Here is a 24,151-nt window from a genome sequence, read left to right as displayed (position 1 = left end):
AAGGCCCGCAAGGCCTTGAGGTACGTTCAGGAAGTGGCTGTCTGAAGAAAGGAAAAAATCCGACATTCTTGAGCGATGCACTGTCTTTACGCTCGGCGCTCTTGTGTACTCAGGAGTAAAAGGATGACTTCCAGTGTATTGAGGGATGGTTTCTCCATCGACCATTCCATGACGCGGCAGCGGGTTGAAAGCAGTATTGACCTACGCCGATTGTTTGCGGCCATCGACGCTGATCCCGCTATTGTCGGGGCCGGGGTGGTGTATCTCGATGCGCAAATGCGCGTGGTGGTGTTGCGTGAGTTTCAGCCGATTTGCAGCATTGCGCCGAAGAAGGTGATTTTGCGGGAAGCTCCCAGCTATATCGGGCGGGTGGAGTTTGCTCGGCGGCTGGAGAACGAGCCGCGAGAGTCGCAGGTGTCGTTTGAAGCGGTTAATGCGGCGTTGGCGTGTAGTTCGGCGGTGATCAGTTGGTTGGTGATATTGGGGGGCTCGGTGCTGAGTCCTTTTACCTTCGGGGCGACGGGTGTGGTTGCTGTGATTAGTTATACGTCAGTAGTAGCCAGTTCGATCCAGTGCGTGATTGGCGCTCGCCGGACCAGGAATGAAATGACTGACCCTGCCCGTAATGACGCTCTGGATAGCGATCAATGGTATCAGGCCGTAACGACCGGATTGGATGCTGCTTCGTTGTTAGGTGCTGGTAGCACAGCGCTGTCGACGATTCGGTTCGTCAGCATGCTCAAAAAGGCAACGGGGAAAAACACACACAAGGTACTCAAGGGGCTGAGTCGATAGGAGCGGGTAAAGCTCACCAGGGAGTTACTCAGTATCAACCATCCGGAATTGACCCGGAAAATGATCAAGCTGAAACAAATGGCTGGAGAGATGCCAAAGCGCTACACCTCGGCTGAAGTAAGGCGCGGGACCATCATGCAGATGCTTGATGCCCTTGGCGCCGTATCGGGCATTACTGGCAGCATGCGTTCCGGCAACATCCGGACTATTGCGGTCGGACTCTACGAGGAGACATCAGAATGAAGTTTCTCGTGCCACTTCGTCCTTTTTTGGTCCGTAATTTCCCCGTGTTTATTGGCGTAATTTTTTCAGGTTTCTTCGGCAGTACTGCTGTTGTCGTGTTGGTGGAAAATTATTATTTACCATCGTTATCAAATGCTGCTGCTGAAAATGCCTGCGTGGTCTTGGCTTTATTTATCACACACTGCAACTTCATGATCGCCTATGGGCGACCGAAGTGGGCCAGGGGCATGTATGGCCTTTTCATCGCCTGTCTATTGGTTGCCTTGCCAGGTTTTCAGTTCTCGCCGCACCCATTCATTTACGCAGAAAGCTTCTTTTGGCCGGTACTTGGGCTGCTGCTGCTGCTGCGCAGTAAACGCCATCGAGAAATGTGTGCAAAAGCCGTAGAGCTTCACCATATGCGCCGGAAAGTATCGGCGGCCATTAGCAAGCGACGTAAACATGAGCGGGCAATAATAAGGAAGTCGAGGTGATTCCCCACCCCATTGGCCGCCAAACCGATACCGCCCCACCCACATTCGCCACAATAGTGTGCAACCCTTGCACCATTACCGCAGCCGTGGCGCCGTTTTGGTGCTGTACTGCACCGGCTCCCTCGATAAAACGCAATGACCGCCGCTCTGGCATAAGTCTTGCGCGCTTTGTTTCCATGCCCTGGCTCGCAGGAGGCCGCCGTGTCGATTCATGTCGCGTTGCACCATGTTACGCATTACCGCTACGACCGCGCTGTGGAGCTTGGCCCGCAGATTGTGCGCCTGCGCCCGGCGGCCCATAGCCGCACGCGGATCCTGTCCTACGCGCTGAAAGTGCTGCCCGAGCAGCATTTCATCAATTGGCAGCAAGACCCCCAGGGCAATTACCTGGCGCGGCTGGTTTTCCCGGAAAAGACCGATGAGCTGCGCATCGAGGTGGATCTGGTCGCCGAGATGGCGGTGTTCAACCCGTTCGATTTCTTCCTTGAGCCCTACGCTGAAAAAATCCCCTTCAGTTACGCCGCCGATGAGCAGCGCGAGCTGGCGCCGTACCTGGAAACCTTGCCGCTGACGCCGAAGTTCGCCGCGTACCTGGCCGGTATCGACCGCACGCCACTGCCAGCCGTGGACTTCCTGGTTGGCCTCAATCAGCGCCTGGCCGCCGATATCGGCTACCTGATCCGCATGGAGCCCGGCGTACAGACCCCGGAGTTCACTCTGGAAAACGCCAGCGGCTCGTGCCGCGATTCGGCCTGGCTGCTGGTGCAATTACTGCGCAACCTGGGCTTGGCGGCGCGGTTTGTTTCCGGTTACCTGATTCAGCTCACCGCCGACGTCAAGGCCCTCGACGGCCCCTCGGGCACCGAGGTGGACTTCACCGACCTGCACGCCTGGTGCGAAGTGTATTTGCCTGGCGCGGGCTGGATTGGCCTGGATGCTACGTCCGGGTTGTTCGCTGGTGAAGGGCATATCCCGCTGGCCTGTAGTCCTGATCCATCGTCAGCGGCGCCTATCAGTGGTCTGGTCGAGCCCTGCGAGTGCGAATTTACCCACGAGATGTCGGTGGAGCGCATCTGGGAAGCGCCACGTGTCACCAAGCCCTACACCGAAGAGCAGTGGCTGGCGATCCAGGCGCTGGGGCGGCAGATTGATGGCGACCTGCTCAAGGACGACGTGCGCCTGACCATGGGCGGCGAACCGACATTTGTCTCCATCGACGACCCCGACGGCGCCGAGTGGAACACCGCCGCCCTGGGCCCGGACAAGCGTCGGCTGTCTGCCGAGTTGTTCCAGCGCATGCGCAAGCACTATGCGCCCAAGGGGCTGGTGCATTTCGGCCAGGGCAAGTGGTACCCCGGCGAGCAATTGCCGCGTTGGTCCCTCAACTGCCATTGGCGTCGCGATGGCGTGCCGGTCTGGCACAACAGCGCGTTGATCGCCGATGAACAGCAGGACTACGGCGCCGATGAGGTGATGGCCGGGCGCTTTCTGGCCAGTGTCGCCGAGCGCCTGAAGTTGCCGGCGCGCTTTGTGTTCCCGGCCTACGAAGACAATTTCTACTACCTGTGGCGCGAGGGTGCGCTGGCACAGAATGTCAGTGCCCAAGACCCGCGACTGGACGACGAACTGGAGCGTGCGCGACTGCGCAAGGTGTTTACCCAGGGCCTGGATAAAGTCATTGGCCAGGTTTTACCGCTGGCGCGCACGGCGGCCAATGATCGCTGGCAAAGCGGTCGCTGGTACCTGCGCGACAACCATTGTCGGCTGGTGCCTGGGGATTCGCCGCTGGGCTATCGTTTGCCACTGGCCTCGCAGCCGTGGGTGACGGCGGCCGACTACCCCTTCGTGCATCCGACCGATCCCAATCAGGATCTGCCGCCATTGCCTGTCACGGCGCCGGCCCCTGGCGAGCCTGCTCCCAGTGAAGAGCGGGTGCCCAGGATCGACGAGTCGGCTGACTGGCTGACGCGTACCGCCTTGTGTGCCGAGGCGCGGGAAGGTCGGCTCTATCTGTTTATGCCGCCCCTGGAGCGGGTCGAGGATTACCTGGAGCTGGTGGCGGTCATCGAGGCCTGCGCCGAAGAACTGCATTGCCCGGTGCTGCTGGAAGGCTACGAGCCGCCAAGCGATCCGCGCCTGAGCAACTTCCGCGTCACGCCCGACCCCGGCGTAATCGAAGTCAATGTGCAGCCGTCCGCGACCTGGGATGAATTGGTGGAGCGCACCGAGTTCCTCTATGAAGAGGCCCGGCAAACCCGCCTGACTACCGAAAAATTCATGATCGACGGGCGTCACACCGGCACCGGTGGCGGTAACCACTTTGTGCTCGGCGGCGCCACGCCCAAGGACTCACCGTTCCTGCGTCGCCCGGACCTGTTGCGCAGTTTGATCAGCTATTGGCACAACCATCCGTCCTTGTCGTACCTGTTTTCCGGCCTGTTTATCGGCCCGACCTCCCAGGCGCCACGGGTGGATGAGGCGCGCAACGATGCGCTGTATGAACTGGAAATCGCCTTCGCGCAGATGCCCGAGCCTGGGGAGGAATGCCCACCTTGGTTGGTGGACCGGCTGTTGCGCAACCTGCTGATTGACGTCACCGGCAACACCCATCGCGCCGAGTTTTGCATCGACAAGCTCTACTCCCCCGACGGCGCCACCGGGCGCCTGGGCCTGCTGGAACTGCGTGCCTTTGAAATGCCGCCCCACGCGCGCATGAGCCTGACCCAGCAGTTGCTGCTGCGGGCATTGGTGGCGCGCTTTTGGCGTGAGCCCTACGCGCCGCCGGAACTGGCGCGCTGGGGCACGGAACTGCACGACCGTTTCCTGCTGCCGCACTTTATCGAGCAGGACTTTGCCGACGTTATCGTCGACCTCAACGCGGCCGGCTACCCGCTGCGCGCCGAGTGGTTCGCCGCGCACCTGGAGTTCCGCTTTCCCAAGGTCGGCGACTATGCCGTCAGCGGTATCGAACTGGAACTGCGCCAGGCCCTGGAGCCCTGGCATGTGCTGGGCGAGGAGGGCGCGGCGGGCGGGACGGTGCGTTATGTGGACTCATCCCTTGAGCGTTTGCAGGTGAAACTCAGCGGCTTGCCGCCGCAGCGTTATGTGCTGACCTGCAACGGCGTGGCCGTGCCGCTGCATGCCACCGGGCGTGTGGGTGAGTTTGTCGCCGGCGTGCGCTATCGCGCCTGGCAACCGGCCAATTGCTTGCAGCCGACCATCCCGGTGCATGCGCCGCTGGTGTTTGATCTGCTCGATACCTGGATGCAGCGTTCCCTGGGCGGCTGCCAATACCATGTGGCCCATCCGGGCGGGCGCAATTACGACAGCCTGCCGGTCAATGCCAATGAAGCCGAGAGCCGGCGCATGGCGCGGTTTTTCCGCTTGGGGCATAGCCCCGGGAAGCTGCCAGTACCGCCGGTGGTCGTGAACGACGAGTTGCCAATGACCCTGGATCTGCGGCGGTTTCCCCATAAAAATGACTAAACACAATCCTACTGTAGGAGCCGGCAAGCCAGCTCCTACAGTAGATTTGCAGTGTTTGTGAGTTAATCTGAGCCCCCATGCCTCTGCCGAGCGTTCCATGTCCGACTTGCTCGACCGTTACCCGCTGACTGCGGGCACTTATCACGAACTGCTGGACGACAGCGGTGCCGTCCGTACCCATTGGCGGCGCTTGCTTGACCATCTGCAGCGCAGCACCCCGGCACAACTGGCCCAGCGCCAGGCGTTGCTGACCCGCCAGATCCAGGAAAACGGCGTGACCTACAACGTCTACGCCGACCCCAAGGGCGCGGACCGCCCCTGGGAGCTGGACTTGCTGCCGCACGTATTGGCGGCGGATGAGTGGGCGCATTTGTCCGCGGGCATCGCCCAGCGCGCACGGTTGCTCAACGCCGTGCTGGCCGACCTGTACGGCCCGCAACGTCTGATTGCCGAAGGTTTGCTGCCAGCAGAGCTGGTGTTCGGGCATAACAATTACCTGTGGCCGTGCCAGGGCATCCAGCCGCCCGATGGCGTGTTCCTGCACCTGTATGCGGTGGACCTGGCGCGCACCCCGGACGGTCGCTGGTGGGTCACGGCGGATCGCACCCAGGCGCCGTCCGGCGCCGGCTACGCCCTGGAAAACCGGACCATCGTGTCCCGTGCGTTCCCGGACCTGTATCGCGACTTGCAAGTGCAGCACCTCACCGGTTTTTTCCGCACCCTGCAGGAAACCCTGGCCCGCCAGGCGCCGGGCGATGACCAGCCGCCGCTGATCGTGCTGCTGACCCCGGGGCGGTTCAACGAAAGCTATTTCGAACACCTGTACCTGGCCCGCCAGCTCGGTTACCCACTGGTAGAAGGCGGCGACCTGACGGTGCGCGACAGTACGGTGTACCTCAAGACCCTCAGCGGCCTGCGCCGTGTACACGCGATCATGCGGCGGCTGGACGATGATTTTTGCGACCCGCTGGAGCTGCGCACCGACTCGGCCCTGGGCGTGCCCGGCCTGTTGGATGCGGTGCGCCAGGGCAATGTACTGGTGGCCAACGCCTTGGGCGCCGGCGTGCTGGAGTCCCCCGGCTTGCTGGGTTTTTTGCCGAAGATCAATCAGTTTCTGTTTGGCGAAGAACTGATCCTGCCGTCCATCGCCACCTGGTGGTGCGGCGAGGCGCCGGTGCTGGCTGAAGCCCTGGAAAAGCTCCCGGAGCTGCTGATCAAGCCGGCGTTTCCCTCGCAAAGTTTTGCCCCGGTGTTTGGTCGCGACCTGAACCAGGAACAACGCCAGGCTCTGGCTGAACGAATACAGGCGCGCCCCTATGCCTACGTCGCGCAAGAGTTGGCGCAACTGTCCCAGGCGCCGGTCTGGCACACGGTGGACGATCATCTACAGCATCGCGCCATCGGCATGCGCGTGTACGCGGTGGCCAGCGAAGACGGCTACCGGGTGTTGCCGGGCGGCCTGACCCGTGTGGCGGCGCAGGCGGACGCAGAAGTGGTGTCGATGCAACGTGGTGGGGCAAGCAAGGACACCTGGGTCCTGGGCGAGCGCGCCCCAGGTGGCGAACAATGGCGGGCGCAGCGAGTGATTGGCGCTCACGACCTGGTGCGCCGCGACCCGTACCTGCCCTCGCGGGTGGTGGAAAACCTGTTCTGGTTCGGCCGTTACTGTGAGCGCTGTGATGACAGTGCACGCTGGCTGCGCATCGTCCTCGCCCGCTATGTCGACGGTGACGATCCGCTGGCCTTGCAGGCCGCCGTGGAGCTTGGAGAAAGCCTGCGCCTGCTGCCGGAGGAGGGTGAGTTGCCAGAGCGGCTGCTGGAAGCCCTGCTCGGTGATGACTGGCCGTCGAGCCTGCGTGCCAATTTGCAGCGTTTGCAGTGGGCGGCGTCCCAGGTGCGCGGCAAGTTGTCCCGGGAGAACTGGCAGGCTCTGGTGGAGTTGCAGCGCGAGGCCATGGAGCTGGAAAGCGAGACCCCGGACTTTGGCCAGTTACTGGACTTCCTCAACCGTCTGGTGATGTCCCTGGCGGCCTTGTCCGGTTTTGCCCTGGACGACATGACCCGCGACGAAGGCTGGCGTTTCTTGATGATGGGCCGGCGTATCGAGCGCCTGCAATTTCTCAGCAGCAGCCTCGCGGCCTTCCTGCGCGGCGTGGCGGTGTTCGATCAGGCCGGGCTGGACTGGTTGCTGGAGCTGGGCAACAGCAGCATCACCTACCGCTCGCGCTACCTGGCGGTGCCGCAATTGATTCCGGTGCTGGACCTGTTGCTACTGGATGAACAGAACCCCCACGCAGTGCTGTTCCAGCTCAAACTGGTGAGCCGCACCCTGCGCCGGCTCAACGATGACTTCGGTGTGCCGCGGGAGACCGGCCTGGCGCCGCTGGTGGAGCGCCTGTCGCGCTTTGACCTGGGTTGCCTGGAGAACCCGCTGTTTGGCGACGCCGGCGTACGTGCGGCCCTCGATGGCCTGGCGGACCTGTTGCAGGCTGTCGCCGATGAAAGCGGGCAAGTTTCCGATCGCCTGGCCTTGCGCCATTTTGCCCATGTGGATGATGTCAGCCAGCAAACGGTGTCTGTGTGATGAGTGCGCGCTACCAGATTTTCCACGATACCCATTACCACTACGACAGCCCGGTGTCCCTGGCCCAGCAGCTGGCGCACTTGTGGCCGCGCCCCTGTGCCTGGCAGCGCTGCACTTCGCGGCAATTGGAGATCAGCCCCGAACCGACTGCGCGCCGCGATGAGCTGGACGTGTTTGGCAACCCGATCACCCGGCTGGCGTTCGAGCGGCCCCATGATGAGTTGTTGGTCAATGCCGGCTTGACCGTCGAAGTGCTGGCCCGGCCGGTGCTGGATTTCAGCCAGTCACCGCCCTGGGACCAGACTCGCGACAGCCTGACCTACAGCAGCCAGCCGTTGTCGGCAGAGGCCATCGAGGCGTGCCGTTATCGTTTTGAATCGCCCTACGTGCATCTGAAGAAAACCTTCGTCGAGTTCTCCGAGAGTTGTTTTCCTGCCGGTCGTCCGCTGTTGTTGGGCGTGCAGGCGTTGATGGAGAAGATTTTCAGCGAGTTCACCTTCGATGCCGAAGCCACCCAGGTCGCCACGCCGCTGGTGGAGGTGCTGGAGCGCCGACGGGGGGTTTGCCAGGACTTTGCCCATCTGATGCTCGCTTGCCTGCGCTCACGGGGCCTGGCGGCGCGTTACATCAGTGGCTACCTGCTGACCCAGCCGCCGCCTGGCCAGCCACGGCTGATCGGCGCCGATGCGTCGCACGCGTGGGTGTCGGTATTTTGCCCGGTGTCAGGTTGGGTGGATTTTGATCCGACCAACAACGTGCAGCCGGCACTGGAGCACATCACCCTGGCCTGGGGCCGGGATTTTTCCGATGTCTCGCCGTTGCGGGGGGTGATTCTGGGGGGAGGGAACCATGACCCGGAAGTGCGGGTAACGGTGATGCCATTAATGTAGGAGCGAGCTTGCTCGCGAAAAACGCAAGGGCACCGCATAAAGCCAGGATGTCCGCGTTATCGTTGTAACGCTTCGCGAGCAAGCTCGCTCCTACAGGTGTTATTCAGCCGGGTCTTTCGCGGTCTCGGTGTCATCAGCAGCCACTTCACCTTCGGCATCCGGGTTCAGTGCGCCAGCTTCTTCGTCAGCTGCAGCTTTCTTGCGTTGCAGCTTTTCCTCTTTCTTCTGTTCCTTGGCCAAGTCTCTCTGACGTTTGGCGAAGGAGTAATTAGGTTTTGCCATGGGCGATCCTCTGGGGTCGAAGGTGAGGTTGAGCGGCGGCTATTCTGCCTTTAAACGCGCCCCAAGGGGTAATCGGGTTTCAGAATCGCCTCTCAAGATTAAACGTTAGTCGACATTAACCGTTTCGTAAGTACCACTGGCGCCACAGGCGTAAGTGGCAAGCAGGCTGCGCAACAGGCTATTGAGATGCATGGCTCGGACTCCAAAAGGGGGTGATGGACCGATCTTAGGCTGCGTGCGGCACTTTGGCTGGTTGATTCTGTCGATCAGTCTGATAGCCTAAAGTTGTATACAATTTGTTGATTCAGATCATTGGAACATCTGCCTGCCTCAGGCACCCTTGTCGCATATGCGTTTTCTAAACCCTGCCTTGGAGATTCACATGTTTGCCAAAATCGTTGCTGTTTCCCTGCTGACTCTGGCTAGCGGCCAGTTGCTTGCTGCAGAGTGCAAGGTCACCGTCGACTCCACCGACCAGATGTCCTTCAACACCAAAGCCATTGAAATCGACAAGAGCTGCAAGACGTTCACCGTTGATCTGAAACACTCCGGCAACCTGCCGAAGAACGTCATGGGTCACAACTGGGTGTTGACCACTGAGGCTGATATGCAGCCGGTTGCAACCGATGGCATGGCCGCCGGTATCGACAAGAACTACTTGAAAGAAGGCGATACCCGCATCATCGCCCATACCAAGATCATCGGCGCTGGTGAAACCGACTCGGTGACCTTCGACGTGTCCAAGCTCAAGGCTGATGGCAAATACATGTTCTTCTGCTCGTTCCCAGGCCACATCTCGATGATGAAAGGTACTGTGACCCTGAAGTAAGACTCAAGACCGCGTTATCGTTCATCGCAGGCAAGCCAGCTCCTACATTTTGATGTGTGAATACATTCAAATGTGGGAGCGGGCTTGCCCGCGATAGCGGTCTGACAATCAATACACAACCACCCGGCCTACCTCACGGCGCAAACGGCATCACCCGCTTGTGCTCAGTCTTGCGATAGGTATCGCAGATAATCCTGAACGCCTCTTCACGCACCGGCTCACCGTGCAGGAACGCATCGATCTCGGTATAGGTCACGCCATGGGACGCTTCATCCGGCTTGCCCGGTGACAGGTCTTCCAGGTCGGCGGTCGGGATCTTCTCCACCAGCGACTCAGGCGCACCAAAGTGCCGGGCAATCGCTCGTACCTGGTTTTTCACCAGGCCGCTCAATGGTGCCAGGTCGCAGGCGCCGTCCCCGAACTTGGTGAAAAAGCCCATCACGGCTTCCGCCGCATGGTCGGTACCGATCACCAGGCCGCTCGCCGCGCCGGCGATGGTGTATTGCGCGACCATGCGCATCCGCGCCTTGGTATTGCCCAGCACAAAGTCACGGGACACCGCCGCCTTGCCTTCGAAGGCCGCCACTTCATTGGCCAGGGCCTTGACCGCCGGGCCGATATTGACGGTGTGGCGCTCGTCCGGGTTGATAAAGTCGACGCTGGCCTGGGCATCGTGTTCGTCGAACTGGGTCTCGTAAGGCAGGCGCACCGCGATAAAGCGGTAAGCGTCATCGCCTTTGAGGGCGCGCAGCTCTTTCATTGCCCGTTGGGCCAGGAGGCCGGCGGTCAGGGAGTCGACGCCGCCGCTGATGCCCAGCACGAGGGTCTTGAGCCCCGAATTGAGCAGACAGTCCTGGATAAAGGTAATCCGCCGGGCCACTTCCGCTGCAAGGGCGGCGTGGTCCTGGAACGGTGGTTGAACCTTGAGCTGTTGGGCAATCTCACGCTGTACGGCTTGCATGATTCACTCCTCGCTAGAGATGGCAGGTACTTTGAAAACGTGGCGCAAATAGGCGACGAAGTTCGGATCCGTGCAATGGGTCTTGCCCGCTTCATCGGAGATCTTCGCCACGGGCTGGCCATTGCAGGCGGTCATTTTAAGCACGATGCTCATCGGTTCCACACCTGGAATGTCACAGGTCAGGTTGGTACCGATGCCAAAGCTGACATTGATCCGCCCGCGCAGCGCCCGGAAAATCTCCAGGGCCTTGGGCAGCGTCAGGCTGTCGGAGAACACCAGGGTCTTGCTCATCGGCTCGATGCCCAGCTTGTGGTAATGGGCGATGGCCTTTTCGGCCCACTGCACCGGGTCGCCAGAGTCGTGGCGCAGGCCGTCGAACAGTTTGGCGAAGTACAGATCGAAATCGCTGAGGAAGGCATCGGTGGTGATGCAATCGGTCAGGGCGATACCCAGCAGGCCACGGTACTCGCGGACCCAGCAATCGAGGGCGGCGATCTGGCTGTCGATCAGCCGCGGGCCCAGTTGCTGGTGGGCCATGATCCATTCGTGGGCCATGGTGCCCAGCGGCTTCATGTCCAGCTCGCGGGCCAGATGTACGTTGCTGGTACCGACGAAACGGCCGGGGAAGTCGTGCTTGAGCACATTCACCACTTCCTCCTGCACGCGGTAGGAGAAGCGCCGCCGGGTGCCGAAGTCCGCGACCTGCAATTCGGCCAGCTCATCGCTGCTGGCGTTGGCGCTCAGCCAGTCGAACTTGCGATACAGCTGTTCGCGCGCCTGCTCCAGGATGATGGTCTGGTAGCGATAGCGGTTGCGCACTTCGCTGACGATGGCCAGCAGTGGCACTTCAAACAGGATCACATGCAGCCACGGGCCGCGCAGGCGGATAAACAGCTCGCCGTTCTCGATGCCGGTCTGCACATAGCGCAGGTTGAAGCGAAACAGACCGAGGAAGCGCAGGAAGTCCGGCTTCATGAAGCTGATACGTTCCAAAAAGCCCAGTTGATCCGGGCTCAGGCTCAACTCGGCCAGGCGCTCGATCTGGTAGCGGATTTCTGCCAGATAAGGGCGCAGGTCTTCGCTGTTGCGGCAACGGAATTCCCATTCAACTTCCACATTGGGGTAGTTGTGCAGCACCGCCTGCATCATGGTCAGCTTGTAGAAGTCGGTGTCGAGCAGGTTCTGCACGATGCGATCGGCAAACACACTCTCGCTCATAACGGGAATCTCCAAACAAGAATGGCGCTAGTGGCGCATAGACCTGTGTTGTTTTGCCAGAGGTTTTTTTGTTGTGGCCTCTGGCGCTATCGCTGGCAAGCCAGCTCCTGCGGGGGAATGCATTCCAAATGTGGGAATCAATCAACCTGCTCCATCATCCACTTCACAAAGTCCCGCACCTTGGGCACCTCCGCCGAATGCTCCGGGTACGCCAGGTAGTACGCATCCTGGCTGGGCATTGCGTGCTGCCAGGGGATCACCAACTTGCCATCCGCCAGCTCTTCTTCCACCAAAAACCGTGGCAACAGCGCCACGCCACAACCCACCTGGGCCGCGCGGATACACATATAGAAGGTATCAAAGCGCGGCCCATGGTAGCTGTGCTCGGTCTGGTAACCGAGGCTGGCGAACCAGTCGTGCCAGCCCTGGGGGCGCGAGGCATTTTGCAGCAGCACCAGGTTGCTCAGTTGCGTGGGGTCAGTGAAAGGCTGGGTGGGCAGGCTCTCTGGGGCGCACACCGGCACCAGTTCCTCACTGAACAGCTTGAGGCTCTCGGTGCCCGGCCGCGAGCCTGCGCCGAAGTAGAAGGCCAGGTCTGCCTTGCCTTGCAGCAGTTCATCCGGCGTCTGCTCGTTGCACAGGTCCAGGTGGATCTGCGGGTGGCGCAGGCGCCAGCCCTTGAGCCGTGGGACCAGCCAGCGCGCGCCGAAGGTGTAGGGCGTGGACACCCGCAGTACTTCGGTCTCGCCGCCGTAGGAGCGCAGGTAGTGGGTCGACATTTCCACCTGGCTGAGGATCTTGCGCACTTCCACCAGATACAGGTCGCCCGCAGGGGTCATCTGCAAGCGGCGGCGCACCCGGCGAAACAGCAGGTGCTGCAGCAACTCTTCCAACTGCGCGACCTGTTTGCTGACGGCGCTCTGCGTGAGGTTCAGCTCCTCGGCGGCGCGGGTGAAACTCAGGTGGCGGGTCACGGCCTCGAAGCACTGCAGGGCGGTGATCGAGGGCAAATGTCTTTTATTGAGCACGGCCTGCCTCTTTTTTGTTTTGGCATGAATAAACGGAATGATATCTCGCCTAATCGTCGTTTGTTGGTAAGTCCCGGGCCGGCTACAAATAAGGCCTGGATCGCCGTGTTGGCCGCGGCGCAATTTTTGTGTGGATTGAAGGAGTGACCCATGGTTGCCGCATTGCTTGATCGTCTCGGCGTAGACCCAGCGTTGTACCAGGCCGGTAAACAGCCTGTGCATTCACCCATCGATGGCAGCCGCATCGCCAGTGTGCACTGGGAAGGGGCCGCCGAGGTCGAGCAGCAGGTCAGTCGCGCCGAGCATGCATTCGACGCCTGGCGCAAGGTGCCGGCACCCCGTCGCGGTGAGCTGGTGCGCCAGTTCGGCGACTTGCTGCGTGAGTACAAGACCGACCTGGGCGAACTGGTGTCCTGGGAAGCCGGCAAGATCACCCAGGAAGGCCTGGGTGAAGTGCAGGAAATGATCGACATCTGCGACTTCGCCGTGGGCCTGTCGCGCCAGTTGTACGGCTTGACCATCGCCTCCGAGCGCCCGGGCCACCATATGCGTGAGACCTGGCACCCGCTGGGCGTGGTTGGCGTGATCAGCGCTTTCAACTTCCCGGTCGCGGTGTGGGCGTGGAACACCGCGCTGGCGCTGGTGTGCGGTAACGCGGTGATCTGGAAACCTTCGGAAAAGACCCCACTCACCGCCCTGGCCTGCCAGGCCTTGTTCGAGCGGGTAGCGAAGAACTTCAGCGACGCGCCACCGTACCTCAGCCAGGTGGTCATTGGCGGTCGCGATGCCGGCGCGGCCCTGGTGGACGACCCACGCGTAGCGCTGATCAGCGCCACCGGCAGCACGCGCATGGGCCGCGAAGTGGCGCCCAAGGTCGCCGCGCGGTTTGCCCGCAGCATTCTTGAACTGGGCGGCAACAACGCGATGATCCTCGGCCCAAGCGCCGACCTGGACATGGCCGTGCGCGCCATCCTGTTCAGCGCGGTGGGTACCGCTGGTCAGCGTTGCACCAGCCTGCGTCGGTTGATCGCCCATGAATCGGTCAAGGAGGAGATCGTCACGCGTCTCAAGGCGGCGTATTCCAAGGTGCGCATCGGCCATCCGCTGGAAGGCAACCTGGTCGGCCCGCTGATCGACAAGCACAGCTTCGACAACATGCAGGACGCCCTGGAACAGGCCTTGAGCGAAGGTGGTCGGGTGTTCGGTGGCAAGCGCCAGTTGGAAGATAAGTTCCCCCATGGCTACTACGTCTCGCCAGCGATTGTGGAGATGCCCGAGCAGAGCGATGTGGTACGCAGCGAAACGTTCGCGCCGATCCTCTACGTGATCGGCTACCGCGATTTTGCCCAAGCCCTGCGCCTGAACAACGAAGTGCCCCAGGGGCTGTCGTCATGCATCTTCACCACTGATGTGCGCGAAGCCGAGCAATTCATGTCGGCGGTAGGCAGCGACTGCGGGATCGCCAACGTCAATATCGGCCCGAGCGGTGCAGAGATCGGTGGCGCGTTTGGTGGCGAGAAAGAAACCGGTGGCGGGCGTGAATCGGGCTCGGATGCGTGGCGCGGGTACATGCGCCGCCAGACCAATACCGTGAACTATTCGCTGGAGTTGCCGCTAGCGCAGGGCATTACCTTCGACTGAGCCTCCAGCCCAAATGCGGTCAATGTGGGAGCTGGCTTGCCTGCGATGGCGATGGCGAATCCAATACCGCTATCGCAGGCAAGCCAGCTCCCACAGTTGATCGGGTTTGCCGTTCAACAATTGTTTGTTAGGTCTCATCCCGGAGTCTGGCAATGCCATTACGCGAAGCGTGTTTGTGGGAACAACTGACCCCTGGCCGGCCGGATCGCGCCGCGCTCAAGGGCGAAGTAAAAGCCGATGTGTGCGTGATCGGCGCCGGTATCACCGGTTTGTCAGCGGCCATCCATCTGCTGGAGCAAGGTAAAAGTGTGTGCGTGCTGGAGGCCCATCGTACCGGCCATGGCGGTTCGGGGCGTAACGTTGGCTTGGTCAATGCCGGGCTGTGGATCCCCCCGGACGAGATCGAGGCCGGTTTCGGCACGGCGGTGGGTAGCCAGCTCAACCGCATGCTCGGTGCGGCACCGTCCCTGGTGTTCAGCCTGATCGACAAGTACAAGATTGATTGCCAGTTGCGCCGTGAGGGCACCTTGCACATGGCGCACAACGCCCGTGGCGAAGCCGACCTGCGCAGCCGCGAGGAACAATGGAAGCGCCGCGGCGCGCCCGTCGAACTGTTGACCGGTGCTGCGTGCGAGCAGGCCACCGGCACCAAAAAGATCGCCGCCGCCTTGCTCGACCGGCGCGCCGGTACCTTGAACCCGATGGCCTACACCAGCGGCCTGGCCAATGCGGCGGTGGGCCTGGGCGGGCAGTTGTTCGACCATTCCCCAGTGACTCAATTGGAGCGCCAGGGCCAGCACTGGTCTGTGCAAACTGCCCAGGGCGCGGTGCAGGCTGCACAAGTGGTGATCGCCTCCAATGCCTACACCGAAGGTGAGTGGACGGATTTGCGGCGCAATTTTTTCCCCGGCTATTACTACCAAGTGGCTTCGGCGCCATTGAGCGATGACGCCGCGCAACAAATCCTCCCGGGCGGCCAGGGTTCCTGGGATACGCGCCAGGTGCTGAGCAGCATCCGCCGCGATGCCGAGGGGCGTTTGTTGCTGGGCAGCCTGGGCAATGGCAACCAGAAGCCGGCGTGGTTCCTCAAGGCCTGGGCTGACCGTGTGCAGCAGCATTATTTCCCGTTTCTCAAGGCGGTGGATTGGCAATACACCTGGACCGGCTGCATCGCCTTCACCCCGGACCACTTGATGCGCCTTTTCGAGCCTGCACCCGGCTTGGTGGCGGTCACTGGCTACAACGGGCGTGGTGTGACCACGGGCAGTGTAGTGGGCAAGGCATTTGCCGATTATTTGTGCCACCAGGATCCCCAGGCCCTGCCAATTCCGTTCGCCCCCATGCAACCGCTGGCCGGGGTGGGCCTGCGCAGTTGCCTGTACGAGGCTGGGTTTTCGCTGTACCACGCCGGCCAATGCCTGCGAATTGTCATCTGATCAGCGAAATACCCCTCAAAAGCCGGCATTTTCTTAGCCGGCTACTAATCTGTATTGGTGCGAGTCGTAGCAGTGACGCACTGTAAATGTGCACTTCCGTTACGCCCATGGTTACAGATGATCAAGGGTTCGCTTGATGGCTGGCTGACATCAGTTTTTCGAGTGGGTTTCACCCTTTTTGTCCATTGGTTGCACCTTTGCGGGCTAGACGGTTGCACGTCCCGCCAAAAAGGCACCGAAACACCTGTAATAACAATGACACCGTGTCTTTCTGAAATAAAAAAACGCAATGGCACGCTGCTTGCTCTGAGCTTTTAGTGAAGGTTTCAAGTGAAAGTTTGAAGTGAAATTGCAGTGCCCATTCAACAAAAAACTCGGAGCACCACTCATGTCCCAGACGTTTTACAAGAAAGGTTTCCTGGCCCTCGCGGTAGCTGCCGCGCTGGGTGTTTCTACGTTTGTTCAAGCTGATGTGAAGATTGGCGTAGCGGGGCCGATGACCGGCGCCAACGCTGCCTTCGGTGAGCAGTACATGAAAGGTGCCCAGGCGGCAGCTGACGTTATCAACAAGGCCGGCGGGATCAACGGCGAGCAGATCAAGCTGGTGGCCGGCGACGATGCGTGCGAGCCCAAGCAGGCCGTGGCCGTGGCCAACCGCCTGGCCGACCAGGACAAAGTGATCGGTGTGGTCGGGCACTTCTGCTCGTCGAACACCATTCCTGCCTCCGAGGTGTATGACGAAGCGGGCATCATCGCAATCACTCCAGGCTCCACCAACCCACAAGTCACCGAGCGTGGCCTGGGCGCCATGTTCCGCATGTGCGGGCGTGACGACCAGCAAGGCATCGTGGCCGGTGACTACATCGTCGATGTGCTCAAGGGCAAGAAAGTCGCGGTCATCAACGACAAGGACACCTACGGCAAAGGCCTGGCCGATGCCACTGCGGCACAGTTGACCAAGCGCGGCGTCAAGCCGGTGCTGGAAGAAGGCCTGACCCGTGGCGAGAAAGACTTCAGCGCCCTGGTCACCAAGATCCGTTCCCTGGGCGCCGACGTCGTCTACTTCGGCGGCTTGCACCCGGAAGCCGGTCCACTGGTGCGCCAGATCCGTGAAGCGGGCCTCAAGGACGTCAAGTTCATGTCCGACGATGGTGTAGTGACCGATGAACTGGTCGCCACTGCCGGTGGTGCGCAGTACGTCAATGGCGTCTACATGACCTTCGGTGCTGACCCGCGCCTGCTGCCCGATAGCAAGGCGGTGGTGGAAGAGTTCCGCAAGAATGGCACTGAGCCAGAAGGCTACACCCTGTACGCCTACGCTTCGATCCAGGCCCTGGCAGCTGGCTTCAACGGCGCCAAGTCCAACAAGGGCGAAGACGCGGCCAAGTGGCTGAAAGCCAACCCGGTGCAAACCGTGATGGGCAAGAAGGAGTGGGACACCAAGGGTGACCTGAAGGTCTCCGATTACGTGGTTTACCAGTGGGACAAGGACGGCAAATACCACCAGTTGGAAAAGCAGAAGTAATCCGAACTGACGGCATCTTCCTGTAGGAGCGAGCTTGCTCGCGAAGAGCGTTAACGATGACGCAGGCATCCTGAATGCCGCATCGCTCTCGGGTTTTTCGCGAGCAAGCTTGCTCCTACAAGGAGCGTTGCTAAGCCTCTGTTTTCCTCCAGAAGGGCCGCACACCCAACGGTGTGCAGGTCCTCACCGCGTGAGATTGCGTTATGGATGGTATTTTCCTGCAGCAACTGGTCAACGGCCTGACCCTCGGGTCGGTCTATGGCCTGATCGCCATCGGCTACACAATGGTCTATGGCATCATTGGCATGATCAACTTCGCCCACGGCGAGGTTTATATGATTTCCGCTTACCTCGCGGCGATCAGTCTGGCACTGCTGGCTTACTTCGGCCTCGAATCCTTCCCGCTACTCATCCTTGGCACGTTGATATTCACCGTGGTGGTCACCGGCGTCTACGGTTGGGTCATCGAGCGTGTCGCCTACAAACCGTTGCGTAACTCCACCCGCCTGGCCCCGCTGATCAGCGCCATCGGTATTTCGTTGATCCTGCAGAACTACGCGCAGATCGCCCAGGGCGCCAAGCAACAAGGCATTCCGACCCTGCTGGCCGGCGCCTGGCGCGTCGATATCGGCACTGGGTTCGTGCAGTTGACCTACACCAAGGTCTTTATCCTGGTCGCGGCCTTTGCCGGCATGGCACTGCTGACCTACATCATCAAGTACACCAAGCTCGGCCGCATGTGCCGCGCGACCCAGCAAGACCGCAAGATGGCCTCGATCCTGGGGATCAACACCGACCGCGTGATCTCCTACGTGTTTGTCATCGGTGCCGCCATGGCGGCCCTGGCCGGTGTGCTGATCACCCTGAACTACGGCACGTTCGACTTCTATGCCGGCTTCATCATCGGCATCAAGGCATTTACCGCCGCAGTACTTGGCGGCATCGGCTCCCTGCCCGGGGCGATGCTGGGCGGGATCATCCTGGGGATTTCCGAGTCGCTGTTCTCGGGGTTGATCAACTCTGACTACAAAGACGTGTTCAGTTTCTCCCTGCTGGTGGTGATTCTGATTTTCCGTCCCCAGGGCCTGCTTGGTCGCCCACTCGTGGCGAAGGTGTAAACATGTCTGCAGCCAAATCTATCGATATCAAGAAAAGTGTGGTCGATGCAGTCCTCGCCGGGCTGATTTCCCTGATCGTGTTCGGGCCCATCGTCGGCGTGGTCCTGGACGGCTACAGCTTCAACCTGGAACCGGCCCGCGTGGGCTTGCTGGTGGCCATCGTGATGGTCGGGCGCCTGGTCATGAGCCTGTTCCTGCAAACCCCCAAGGGCTTGAAGATTCTCCAGGGTTTTGAAACCTCGGGCTCCGGCGTGCATGTGCTGGCGCCGGACTACAAGTCGCGGTTGCGCTGGATCATCCCGGCGCTGATCGTGATCGCCATCGTCTTTCCGTTTTTTGCCAACAAGTACCTGCTGACCGTGGTGATCCTCGGGCTGATCTACGTGTTGCTCGGCCTGGGCCTGAACATTGTGGTCGGCCTGGCCGGGCTGCTCGACCTGGGTTACGTGGCGTTCTACGCCATCGGCGCCTATGGCCTGGCCCTGGGTTATCAATACCTGGGCCTGGGGTTCTGGACGGTGCTGCCACTGGCGGCCATCGCTGCTGCGCTTGCGGGGTGCATACTGGGCTTCCCGGTGTTGCGAATGCACGGTGACTACCTGGCCATCGTGACCCTGGGTTTTGGTGAAATCATCCGCCTGGTGCTCAACAACTGGCTGTCGTTCACCGGCGGGCCGAACGGTATGCCGGTGCCATCGCCGACGTTCCTCGGCCTGGAATTCGGCCGGCGTGCCAAGGAAGGCGGGGTGCCGTTCCATGAGTTCTTCGGCATTGCCTACAACCCCAACGTGAAATTCCTGTTCATCTACATCGTGCTGTTTCTGGTGGTGCTGCTGGTGCTGTACATCAAGCACCGCCTGACCCGCATGCCAGTGGGTCGCGCCTGGGAGGCCTTGCGCGAGGATGAGATTGCCTGCCGTTCCATGGGCCTGAACCACGTGCTGGTGAAACTTTCGGCGTTCACCATTGGTGCGTCCACTGCTGGCCTGGCCGGGGTGTTTTTTGCCAGCTACCAGGGCTTCGTCAACCCGTCGTCGTTTACCTTCTTCGAGTCGGCGCTGATCCTCGCCATCGTGGTGCTGGGCGGCATGGGTTCGACGGTGGGCGTGGTGATTGCCGCGTTCGTGCTGACCGTGGCACCTGAACTGCTGCGCAGCTTCTCCGAGTACCGCGTGCTGCTGTTTGGCGTGCTGATGGTGGTGATGATGATCTGGCGCCCACGCGGCTTGATCCGGATCAGCCGAACCGGGGTGACACCACGCAAGGGGGTGGCGCCATGAGCAAGGAAGTCGTTCTCAACGTGGAACACCTGATGATGCACTTCGGTGGCATCAAGGCCTTGAGCGATGTGAGCCTCAAGGTCGAGCGCAACTCGATCTTCGCCCTGATTGGCCCCAACGGTGCTGGCAAGACCACGGTGTTCAACTGCCTGACCGGTTTCTATACGGCCAGCGGCGGCAAGATCGAACTCAACATCCGTGGCAAGCAGACCAATGTGATCCAGTTGCTTGGCGAGCGCTTCAAACCCACCGACTTTGTTTCGCCCAAGAGCTTTTTCAGTCGGGTGTACTACAAGATGTTCGGCGGTACCCACCTGGTGAACCGCGCCGGCCTGGCCCGGACGTTCCAGAACATTCGCCTGTTCAAGGAAATGTCGGTGGTGGAAAACCTGCTGGTGGCCCAGCACATGTGGGTCAACCGCAACATGCTGGCAGGCATTCTCAACACCAAGGGCTACCGCAAGGCGGAAAGCGATGCCCTCGACCATGCATTCTACTGGCTGGAGGTGGTGGACCTGGTGGACTGTGCCAACCGCCTGGCTGGCGAGTTGTCCTACGGCCAGCAGCGCCGCCTGGAAATCGCCCGCGCCATGTGCACCCGGCCGCAGATCATCTGCCTCGACGAACCGGCCGCGGGCCTCAACCCCCAGGAAACCGAAGCCCTCAGCGCGATGATTCGCCTGCTGCGCGACGAACACGACCTCACAGTGGTCTTGATTGAACATGACATGGGCATGGTGATGAGTATTTCCGACCACATCGTGGTGCTGGACCACGGCAACGTCATCGCCGAGGGCGGGCCGGAAGCGATCCGCAACGACCCGAAAGTGATCGCGGCCTACCTGGGCGCCGATGAAGAGGAGTTGGTATGAGTACACCTATCCTCGAAATGAAGGACCTGGACGTATTTTATGGCCCGATCCAGGCCTTGAAGAAAGTCTCGTTGCACATCGACGAAGGCGAAACCGTCAGCCTGATCGGCTCCAACGGCGCGGGCAAGTCCACGCTATTGATGTCGATCTTTGGCCAGCCACGGGCCGAGTCGGGGCAGATCCTGTACCAGGGCGTGGACATTACCCACAAGTCGTCCCACTACATCGCTTCCAACGGTATCGCCCAGTCTCCGGAAGGGCGGCGAGTGTTCCCCGACATGACCGTCGAGGAAAACCTGCTGATGGGCACCATCCCCATCGGTGACAAGCACGCCAGCGAAGATATGCAACGCATGTTCGAGCTGTTTCCACGGCTCAAGGAACGGCGCAACCAGCGCGCAATGACCATGTCCGGTGGCGAGCAGCAAATGCTCGCCATCGCCCGGGCGCTGATGAGCCGGCCCAAGCTGTTGCTGCTCGATGAGCCGAGCCTGGGGCTGGCGCCGATCGTGGTGAAGCAGATTTTTGCCACCCTGCGCGAACTGGCCGCCACCGGCATGACCATCTTTTTGGTGGAGCAGAACGCAAACCACGCGTTGCGCCTGTCTGACCGGGCGTATGTGATGGTCAACGGCGAGATTCGCCTCACAGGCAGCGGCAAGGAGCTGCTGGTCAACGAGGAAGTGCGCAACGCCTACCTCGGTGGGCATTAATCCGCCACCACCCTAGGCGCCAGCTTGTGTGGGAGCTGGCTTGCCTGCGATGCATACACCTCGGTATTTCAGGTAAACCGAGGTGATGCCATCGCGGGCAAGCCCGGCTCCCACATAAAGTTGGCTCTTACATTCTTGGGGCGTGCGCAGACCCTCCGGCAAATTGTGGAAAACAAATCCACACACCTCCCAAAGCGCGACATATAGCCGCCGCAAATCCCTGTTTTGTCACACAAATGACTTGTCCCCATCCGCTGTGGAACCGGCTGTGGGTAACATGGGAGTAGCTGGCTGCAAGCCTTTATTTACGAGGCTTACAGCGCGGTGGTTGTTTTTTGAACAGGCGCTTTTTTGTGGGGCCCGGCAGGTTTTGTCAACCTGTTCAAAGACACAGGTGAATGACCGAAAGATGACGCTCAGGCCTGTGGATAAGTCTGTGGTTAAACTCTGGAAAGACCTCCGTAGAGGCCGGTTTTACTGGCCTGGAGCCATGCCCCTCGACACATCCGTTTGCAGAGGCCTACATATGGCTGGTCCAAGGTCAAGCAAAAAACTTTTTGAATCGCCCTGAAAGCCTCGTACTCAGTGGCCTGCAGGGTTTCGTACTTGCCCCCAAAGACTGTGGGCGCAGCTGTGGATAACCTGCGCGCACATGGCTGTAAGCCACGGTTCATGGGGTATTGGTCGAGATGGTTAAAAAATGATCAGGGGTGTATCAAGTTGTGTGCTTAGCGGTTGCCGGGACGGCGGGGTAAGGGCATTCTGCTGGCTGATTTTTTCCCGATGCCCGCAAGGAGAACACCATGTCCAACACGCTGTTTATTACTGGCGCAACCTCAGGTTTCGGCGAAGCCTGTGCCCGTCGCTTTGCCGAGGCCGGCTGGAAACTGGTGCTCACCGGTCGTCGTGCCGAGCGCTTGAATGCCCTGGTCGAAGAGCTTTCCAAGCAGACCGAGGTGCATGGCCTGGTGGTGGACGTGCGTGACCGCAAGGGCATGGAAGAGGCGATTGCCAGCCTGCCACCGTCGTTCAGCAAGCTGCGCGGGCTGATCAACAATGCGGGCCTGGCGGTGGGCACGGATCCTGCGCCCAAATGCAGCCTCGACGATTGGGAAACCATGGTCGACACCAATATCAAAGGCCTGCTGACCACCACCAGCCTGCTGCTGCCGCGCCTGATCGCCCATGGCCGTGGCGCTGGGATCATCAACCTGGGCTCCATCGCCGGCAATTACCCATACCCGGGCAGCCACGTGTATGGCGGCTCCAAGGCGTTCGTCAAACAGTTCTCCCTGAACCTGCGCTGCGACCTGCAAGGCACCGGCGTGCGCGTGACCAACATCGAACCGGGGCTGTGCGAAAGCGAGTTCTCCCTGGTGCGCTTTGGCGGTGACCAGGCGCGTTACGACGCCACCTACGCCGGCGCCGAGCCGATCCAGCCGCAGGACATTGCCGACACCATCTTTTGGGTGATGAACACCCCGGCGCACGTGAACATCAACCGCCTGGAACTGATGCCGGTGAGCCAGACCTGGGCTGGGTTTGCGATTGAGCGTGGGGCCAAGTAAGGCTTGAGACCGCGCCGCCTGTTTCGCGAGCAAACCCACACACACACATTCGACTGCATTCAAAAATCCAAATGTGTGCGGGCTTGCTCGCGAAGGCGTCAGATCGGTCAAAACAGGGCATAAGGTACACTCCACTCCTGAAAACCCCACCGCACCCAGCGGTTTAAAGGTTTTGACAGGAGGATATGTGAGTAACCGAGGTGAGCAGGCACTGCTCAAACAATCGACCATCCTGATGTTCGCCGTGGCGATCGCCGGGATTGTCACGGGTGTGATATCAGGCGCCCAATCCATTTTGTTCGATGGCTTTTTCTCGCTGATCGCAACCCTTATCAAGGTGCTGATGCTGATCACGGCCAAGCTGATCGCCAAGAAAAGCAACGAGCGCTTCCAGTTCGGCTACTGGCACCTGGAGCCCATGGTGTTGCTGATCGAGGGCAGTTTCCTGCTACTGATTGCTATCTACGCGTTTCTCAACGGGGTGTTCGGCATTATCAATGGCGGGCGCGAGATCGAGTTGGGGCTGGTGATCATCTATGCCGCGGTGTTTACCGTGGTCGAGTTCGCCTATTTCTTCTACGTGCGCTACCGCAATCGCACGCTCAAGTCGTCGTTGATCCAGTTCGACAACATCAGTTGGCTGGTGGACGCCATGCTCTCCGTGGGCCTGCTGGTGAGCTTCCTCGCTGCGTTGCTGCTCAAGTCCCAGGGCTATGGCGAGTGGGCGGTGTATGTCGACCCCTTGATCCTGATCCTGCTGGCCCTGAGCATGCTGGCGCCGGCCTTGAAGATCCTGCGCCCGGCCTTGCGCGATGTGCTGGGGATTGCCCCGGACCAGTTGGACGACAAGGTGCGCGAAGTGATGGATGCGGCCCAGGCACGGCATGGCTTCGATGACTATGTGTCCTACGTGCAGAAACACGGGCGGGCGCGGTTTATCGAGATTCATGTGGTGTTGCCGGCCGATTACCCGGTGGATAAGGTTGCGACACTCGATGAGCTGCGTGAAGAGATATCCACAGGGCTGGGCGCGGCGGACAAGGCGCGCTGGTTGACCATCAGCTTTACCGGGGATCGCAAGTGGATTGCCTGATAGTCAGTTAGACCGAGGTGAGGCTATCGCAGGCAAGCCAGCTCCTACATTTTGATGTGTGAACCCATTCAAGTGGACTGCCCCCAAGAAGTTGGACACCAATCCAATTTCTTGGG

The 24,151-nt window shown here is 60.6% G+C and carries 18 protein-coding genes and 1 pseudogene; 15 read left to right on the top strand and 4 right to left on the bottom strand.

All coding sequences use genetic code 11. From position 1 onward, the window contains the following. Positions 1 to 123 precede the first annotated feature (123 nt). From H097_RS20280 to H097_RS20260, 5 genes and pseudogenes are all read left to right on the top strand, one after another. A pseudogene (locus tag H097_RS20280) lies at positions 124 to 1,038 on the top strand (NAD synthetase). Further along, complete coding sequence (locus H097_RS20275) at positions 1,035 to 1,511, top strand: hypothetical protein (protein ID WP_229752211.1); 477 nt, start codon at positions 1,035 to 1,037, stop codon at positions 1,509 to 1,511. Before H097_RS20280 ends, H097_RS20275 begins: the two are co-directional and overlap by 4 nt. Positions 1,512 to 1,712: 201 nt before the next feature. Further along, a complete protein-coding gene (locus H097_RS20270; RefSeq protein ID WP_032862027.1) occupies positions 1,713 to 4,997 on the top strand; it encodes a transglutaminase family protein in 3,285 nt (1,094 codons plus the stop codon). Positions 4,998 to 5,094: 97 nt separating this feature from the next. Continuing rightward, complete coding sequence (locus H097_RS20265; RefSeq protein ID WP_032862026.1) at positions 5,095 to 7,581, top strand: circularly permuted type 2 ATP-grasp protein; 2,487 nt, start codon at positions 5,095 to 5,097, stop codon at positions 7,579 to 7,581. After that, the gene (locus tag H097_RS20260) at positions 7,581 to 8,471 is read left to right on the top strand and encodes a transglutaminase family protein (protein ID WP_032862025.1); all 891 of its coding nucleotides are present in this window, start codon (positions 7,581 to 7,583) and stop codon (positions 8,469 to 8,471) included. The genes H097_RS20265 and H097_RS20260 overlap by 1 nt, the downstream gene beginning before the upstream one ends. A gap of 99 nt (positions 8,472 to 8,570) precedes the next feature. On the opposite strand, the gene H097_RS20255 is transcribed toward H097_RS20260, so the two are convergent. Beyond that, positions 8,571 to 8,753, bottom strand: a complete 183-nt coding sequence (locus H097_RS20255; protein ID WP_032862024.1) for a hypothetical protein — start codon at positions 8,751 to 8,753, stop codon at positions 8,571 to 8,573. Between the two features lie 382 nt (positions 8,754 to 9,135). Between H097_RS20255 and azu the strand changes: the two genes are divergently transcribed. After that, complete coding sequence (azu, locus tag H097_RS20250; protein ID WP_032862023.1) at positions 9,136 to 9,582, top strand: azurin; 447 nt, start codon at positions 9,136 to 9,138, stop codon at positions 9,580 to 9,582. A gap of 133 nt (positions 9,583 to 9,715) precedes the next feature. Here the strand turns inward: azu and nadE are convergent, their stop codons facing one another. The 3 genes from nadE to H097_RS20235 form a co-directional block, all read right to left on the bottom strand. Then, on the bottom strand, positions 9,716 to 10,543 hold the full coding sequence (nadE, locus tag H097_RS20245; RefSeq protein ID WP_032862022.1) for an ammonia-dependent NAD(+) synthetase: 828 nt from the start codon (positions 10,541 to 10,543) through the stop codon (positions 9,716 to 9,718). 3 nt (positions 10,544 to 10,546) lie between these two features. Next, positions 10,547 to 11,761 (bottom strand): nicotinate phosphoribosyltransferase, encoded by a 1,215-nt coding sequence (pncB, locus tag H097_RS20240; RefSeq protein ID WP_029300515.1) that lies wholly within the window; start codon positions 11,759 to 11,761, stop codon positions 10,547 to 10,549. A 137-nt stretch (positions 11,762 to 11,898) separates the two neighbouring features. Next, positions 11,899 to 12,789 (bottom strand): LysR family transcriptional regulator, encoded by an 891-nt coding sequence (locus H097_RS20235; RefSeq protein ID WP_032862020.1) that lies wholly within the window; start codon positions 12,787 to 12,789, stop codon positions 11,899 to 11,901. A 150-nt stretch (positions 12,790 to 12,939) separates the two neighbouring features. On the opposite strand from H097_RS20235, the gene H097_RS20230 reads away from it, so the two are divergent. From H097_RS20230 to H097_RS20190, 9 genes are all read left to right on the top strand, one after another. Further along, positions 12,940 to 14,430, top strand: coding sequence for an aldehyde dehydrogenase family protein (locus tag H097_RS20230; protein ID WP_032862018.1), 1,491 nt, complete (start codon positions 12,940 to 12,942; stop codon positions 14,428 to 14,430). Positions 14,431 to 14,582: 152 nt separating this feature from the next. Then, a complete protein-coding gene (locus H097_RS20225; RefSeq protein ID WP_032862016.1) occupies positions 14,583 to 15,866 on the top strand; it encodes an FAD-binding oxidoreductase in 1,284 nt (427 codons plus the stop codon). Positions 15,867 to 16,254: 388 nt separating this feature from the next. Next, a complete protein-coding gene (locus tag H097_RS20220) occupies positions 16,255 to 17,391 on the top strand; it encodes a branched-chain amino acid ABC transporter substrate-binding protein (protein WP_032862014.1) in 1,137 nt (378 codons plus the stop codon). Positions 17,392 to 17,594: 203 nt separating this feature from the next. Further along, positions 17,595 to 18,509 carry a branched-chain amino acid ABC transporter permease gene (locus H097_RS20215; RefSeq protein ID WP_029300506.1) on the top strand — a complete coding sequence of 305 codons (915 nt, stop codon included), beginning with the start codon at positions 17,595 to 17,597 and terminating at the stop codon, positions 18,507 to 18,509. A gap of 2 nt (positions 18,510 to 18,511) precedes the next feature. Next, positions 18,512 to 19,789, top strand: a complete 1,278-nt coding sequence (livM, locus tag H097_RS20210; protein WP_032862010.1) for a high-affinity branched-chain amino acid ABC transporter permease LivM — start codon at positions 18,512 to 18,514, stop codon at positions 19,787 to 19,789. Beyond that, the gene (locus H097_RS20205; RefSeq protein WP_029300504.1) at positions 19,786 to 20,661 is read left to right on the top strand and encodes an ATP-binding cassette domain-containing protein; all 876 of its coding nucleotides are present in this window, start codon (positions 19,786 to 19,788) and stop codon (positions 20,659 to 20,661) included. The genes livM and H097_RS20205 overlap by 4 nt, the downstream gene beginning before the upstream one ends. After that, positions 20,658 to 21,374 carry an ABC transporter ATP-binding protein gene (locus H097_RS20200; protein ID WP_032862008.1) on the top strand — a complete coding sequence of 239 codons (717 nt, stop codon included), beginning with the start codon at positions 20,658 to 20,660 and terminating at the stop codon, positions 21,372 to 21,374. The genes H097_RS20205 and H097_RS20200 overlap by 4 nt, the downstream gene beginning before the upstream one ends. Before the next feature lie 803 nt (positions 21,375 to 22,177). After that, positions 22,178 to 22,942 carry an SDR family oxidoreductase gene (locus H097_RS20195; protein WP_032862006.1) on the top strand — a complete coding sequence of 255 codons (765 nt, stop codon included), beginning with the start codon at positions 22,178 to 22,180 and terminating at the stop codon, positions 22,940 to 22,942. A 187-nt stretch (positions 22,943 to 23,129) separates the two neighbouring features. Further along, complete coding sequence (locus H097_RS20190; protein ID WP_032862004.1) at positions 23,130 to 24,035, top strand: cation diffusion facilitator family transporter; 906 nt, start codon at positions 23,130 to 23,132, stop codon at positions 24,033 to 24,035. Positions 24,036 to 24,151 lie beyond the last annotated feature (116 nt).

The sequence above is a fragment of the Pseudomonas sp. FH4 genome (assembly GCF_000510915.2).
Taxonomy (GTDB): domain Bacteria; phylum Pseudomonadota; class Gammaproteobacteria; order Pseudomonadales; family Pseudomonadaceae; genus Aquipseudomonas; species Aquipseudomonas brenneri.
Note: the sequence above shows the minus strand (reverse complement) of the source record. Positions and strands in the feature narration are given on the sequence as shown.

What these genes read in the sequence shown, in the direction of transcription:
- H097_RS20275 (WP_229752211.1), top strand. Translation starts at nt 1,035, where the DNA reads ATGAAGTTTCTCGTGCCACTTCGTCCTTTTTTGGTCCGTAATTTCCCC.
- H097_RS20265 (WP_032862026.1), top strand. Translation starts at nt 5,095, where the DNA reads ATGTCCGACTTGCTCGACCGTTACCCGCTGACTGCGGGCACTTATCAC.
- H097_RS20260 (WP_032862025.1), top strand. Translation starts at nt 7,581, where the DNA reads ATGAGTGCGCGCTACCAGATTTTCCACGATACCCATTACCACTACGAC.
- H097_RS20255 (WP_032862024.1), bottom strand. Translation starts at nt 8,753, where the DNA reads ATGGCAAAACCTAATTACTCCTTCGCCAAACGTCAGAGAGACTTGGCC.
- azu (WP_032862023.1), top strand. Translation starts at nt 9,136, where the DNA reads ATGTTTGCCAAAATCGTTGCTGTTTCCCTGCTGACTCTGGCTAGCGGC.
- nadE (WP_032862022.1), bottom strand. Translation starts at nt 10,543, where the DNA reads ATGCAAGCCGTACAGCGTGAGATTGCCCAACAGCTCAAGGTTCAACCA.
- pncB (WP_029300515.1), bottom strand. Translation starts at nt 11,761, where the DNA reads ATGAGCGAGAGTGTGTTTGCCGATCGCATCGTGCAGAACCTGCTCGAC.
- H097_RS20230 (WP_032862018.1), top strand. Translation starts at nt 12,940, where the DNA reads ATGGTTGCCGCATTGCTTGATCGTCTCGGCGTAGACCCAGCGTTGTAC.
- H097_RS20225 (WP_032862016.1), top strand. Translation starts at nt 14,583, where the DNA reads ATGCCATTACGCGAAGCGTGTTTGTGGGAACAACTGACCCCTGGCCGG.
- H097_RS20220 (WP_032862014.1), top strand. Translation starts at nt 16,255, where the DNA reads ATGTCCCAGACGTTTTACAAGAAAGGTTTCCTGGCCCTCGCGGTAGCT.
- H097_RS20215 (WP_029300506.1), top strand. Translation starts at nt 17,595, where the DNA reads ATGGATGGTATTTTCCTGCAGCAACTGGTCAACGGCCTGACCCTCGGG.
- livM (WP_032862010.1), top strand. Translation starts at nt 18,512, where the DNA reads ATGTCTGCAGCCAAATCTATCGATATCAAGAAAAGTGTGGTCGATGCA.
- H097_RS20205 (WP_029300504.1), top strand. Translation starts at nt 19,786, where the DNA reads ATGAGCAAGGAAGTCGTTCTCAACGTGGAACACCTGATGATGCACTTC.
- H097_RS20200 (WP_032862008.1), top strand. Translation starts at nt 20,658, where the DNA reads ATGAGTACACCTATCCTCGAAATGAAGGACCTGGACGTATTTTATGGC.
- H097_RS20195 (WP_032862006.1), top strand. Translation starts at nt 22,178, where the DNA reads ATGTCCAACACGCTGTTTATTACTGGCGCAACCTCAGGTTTCGGCGAA.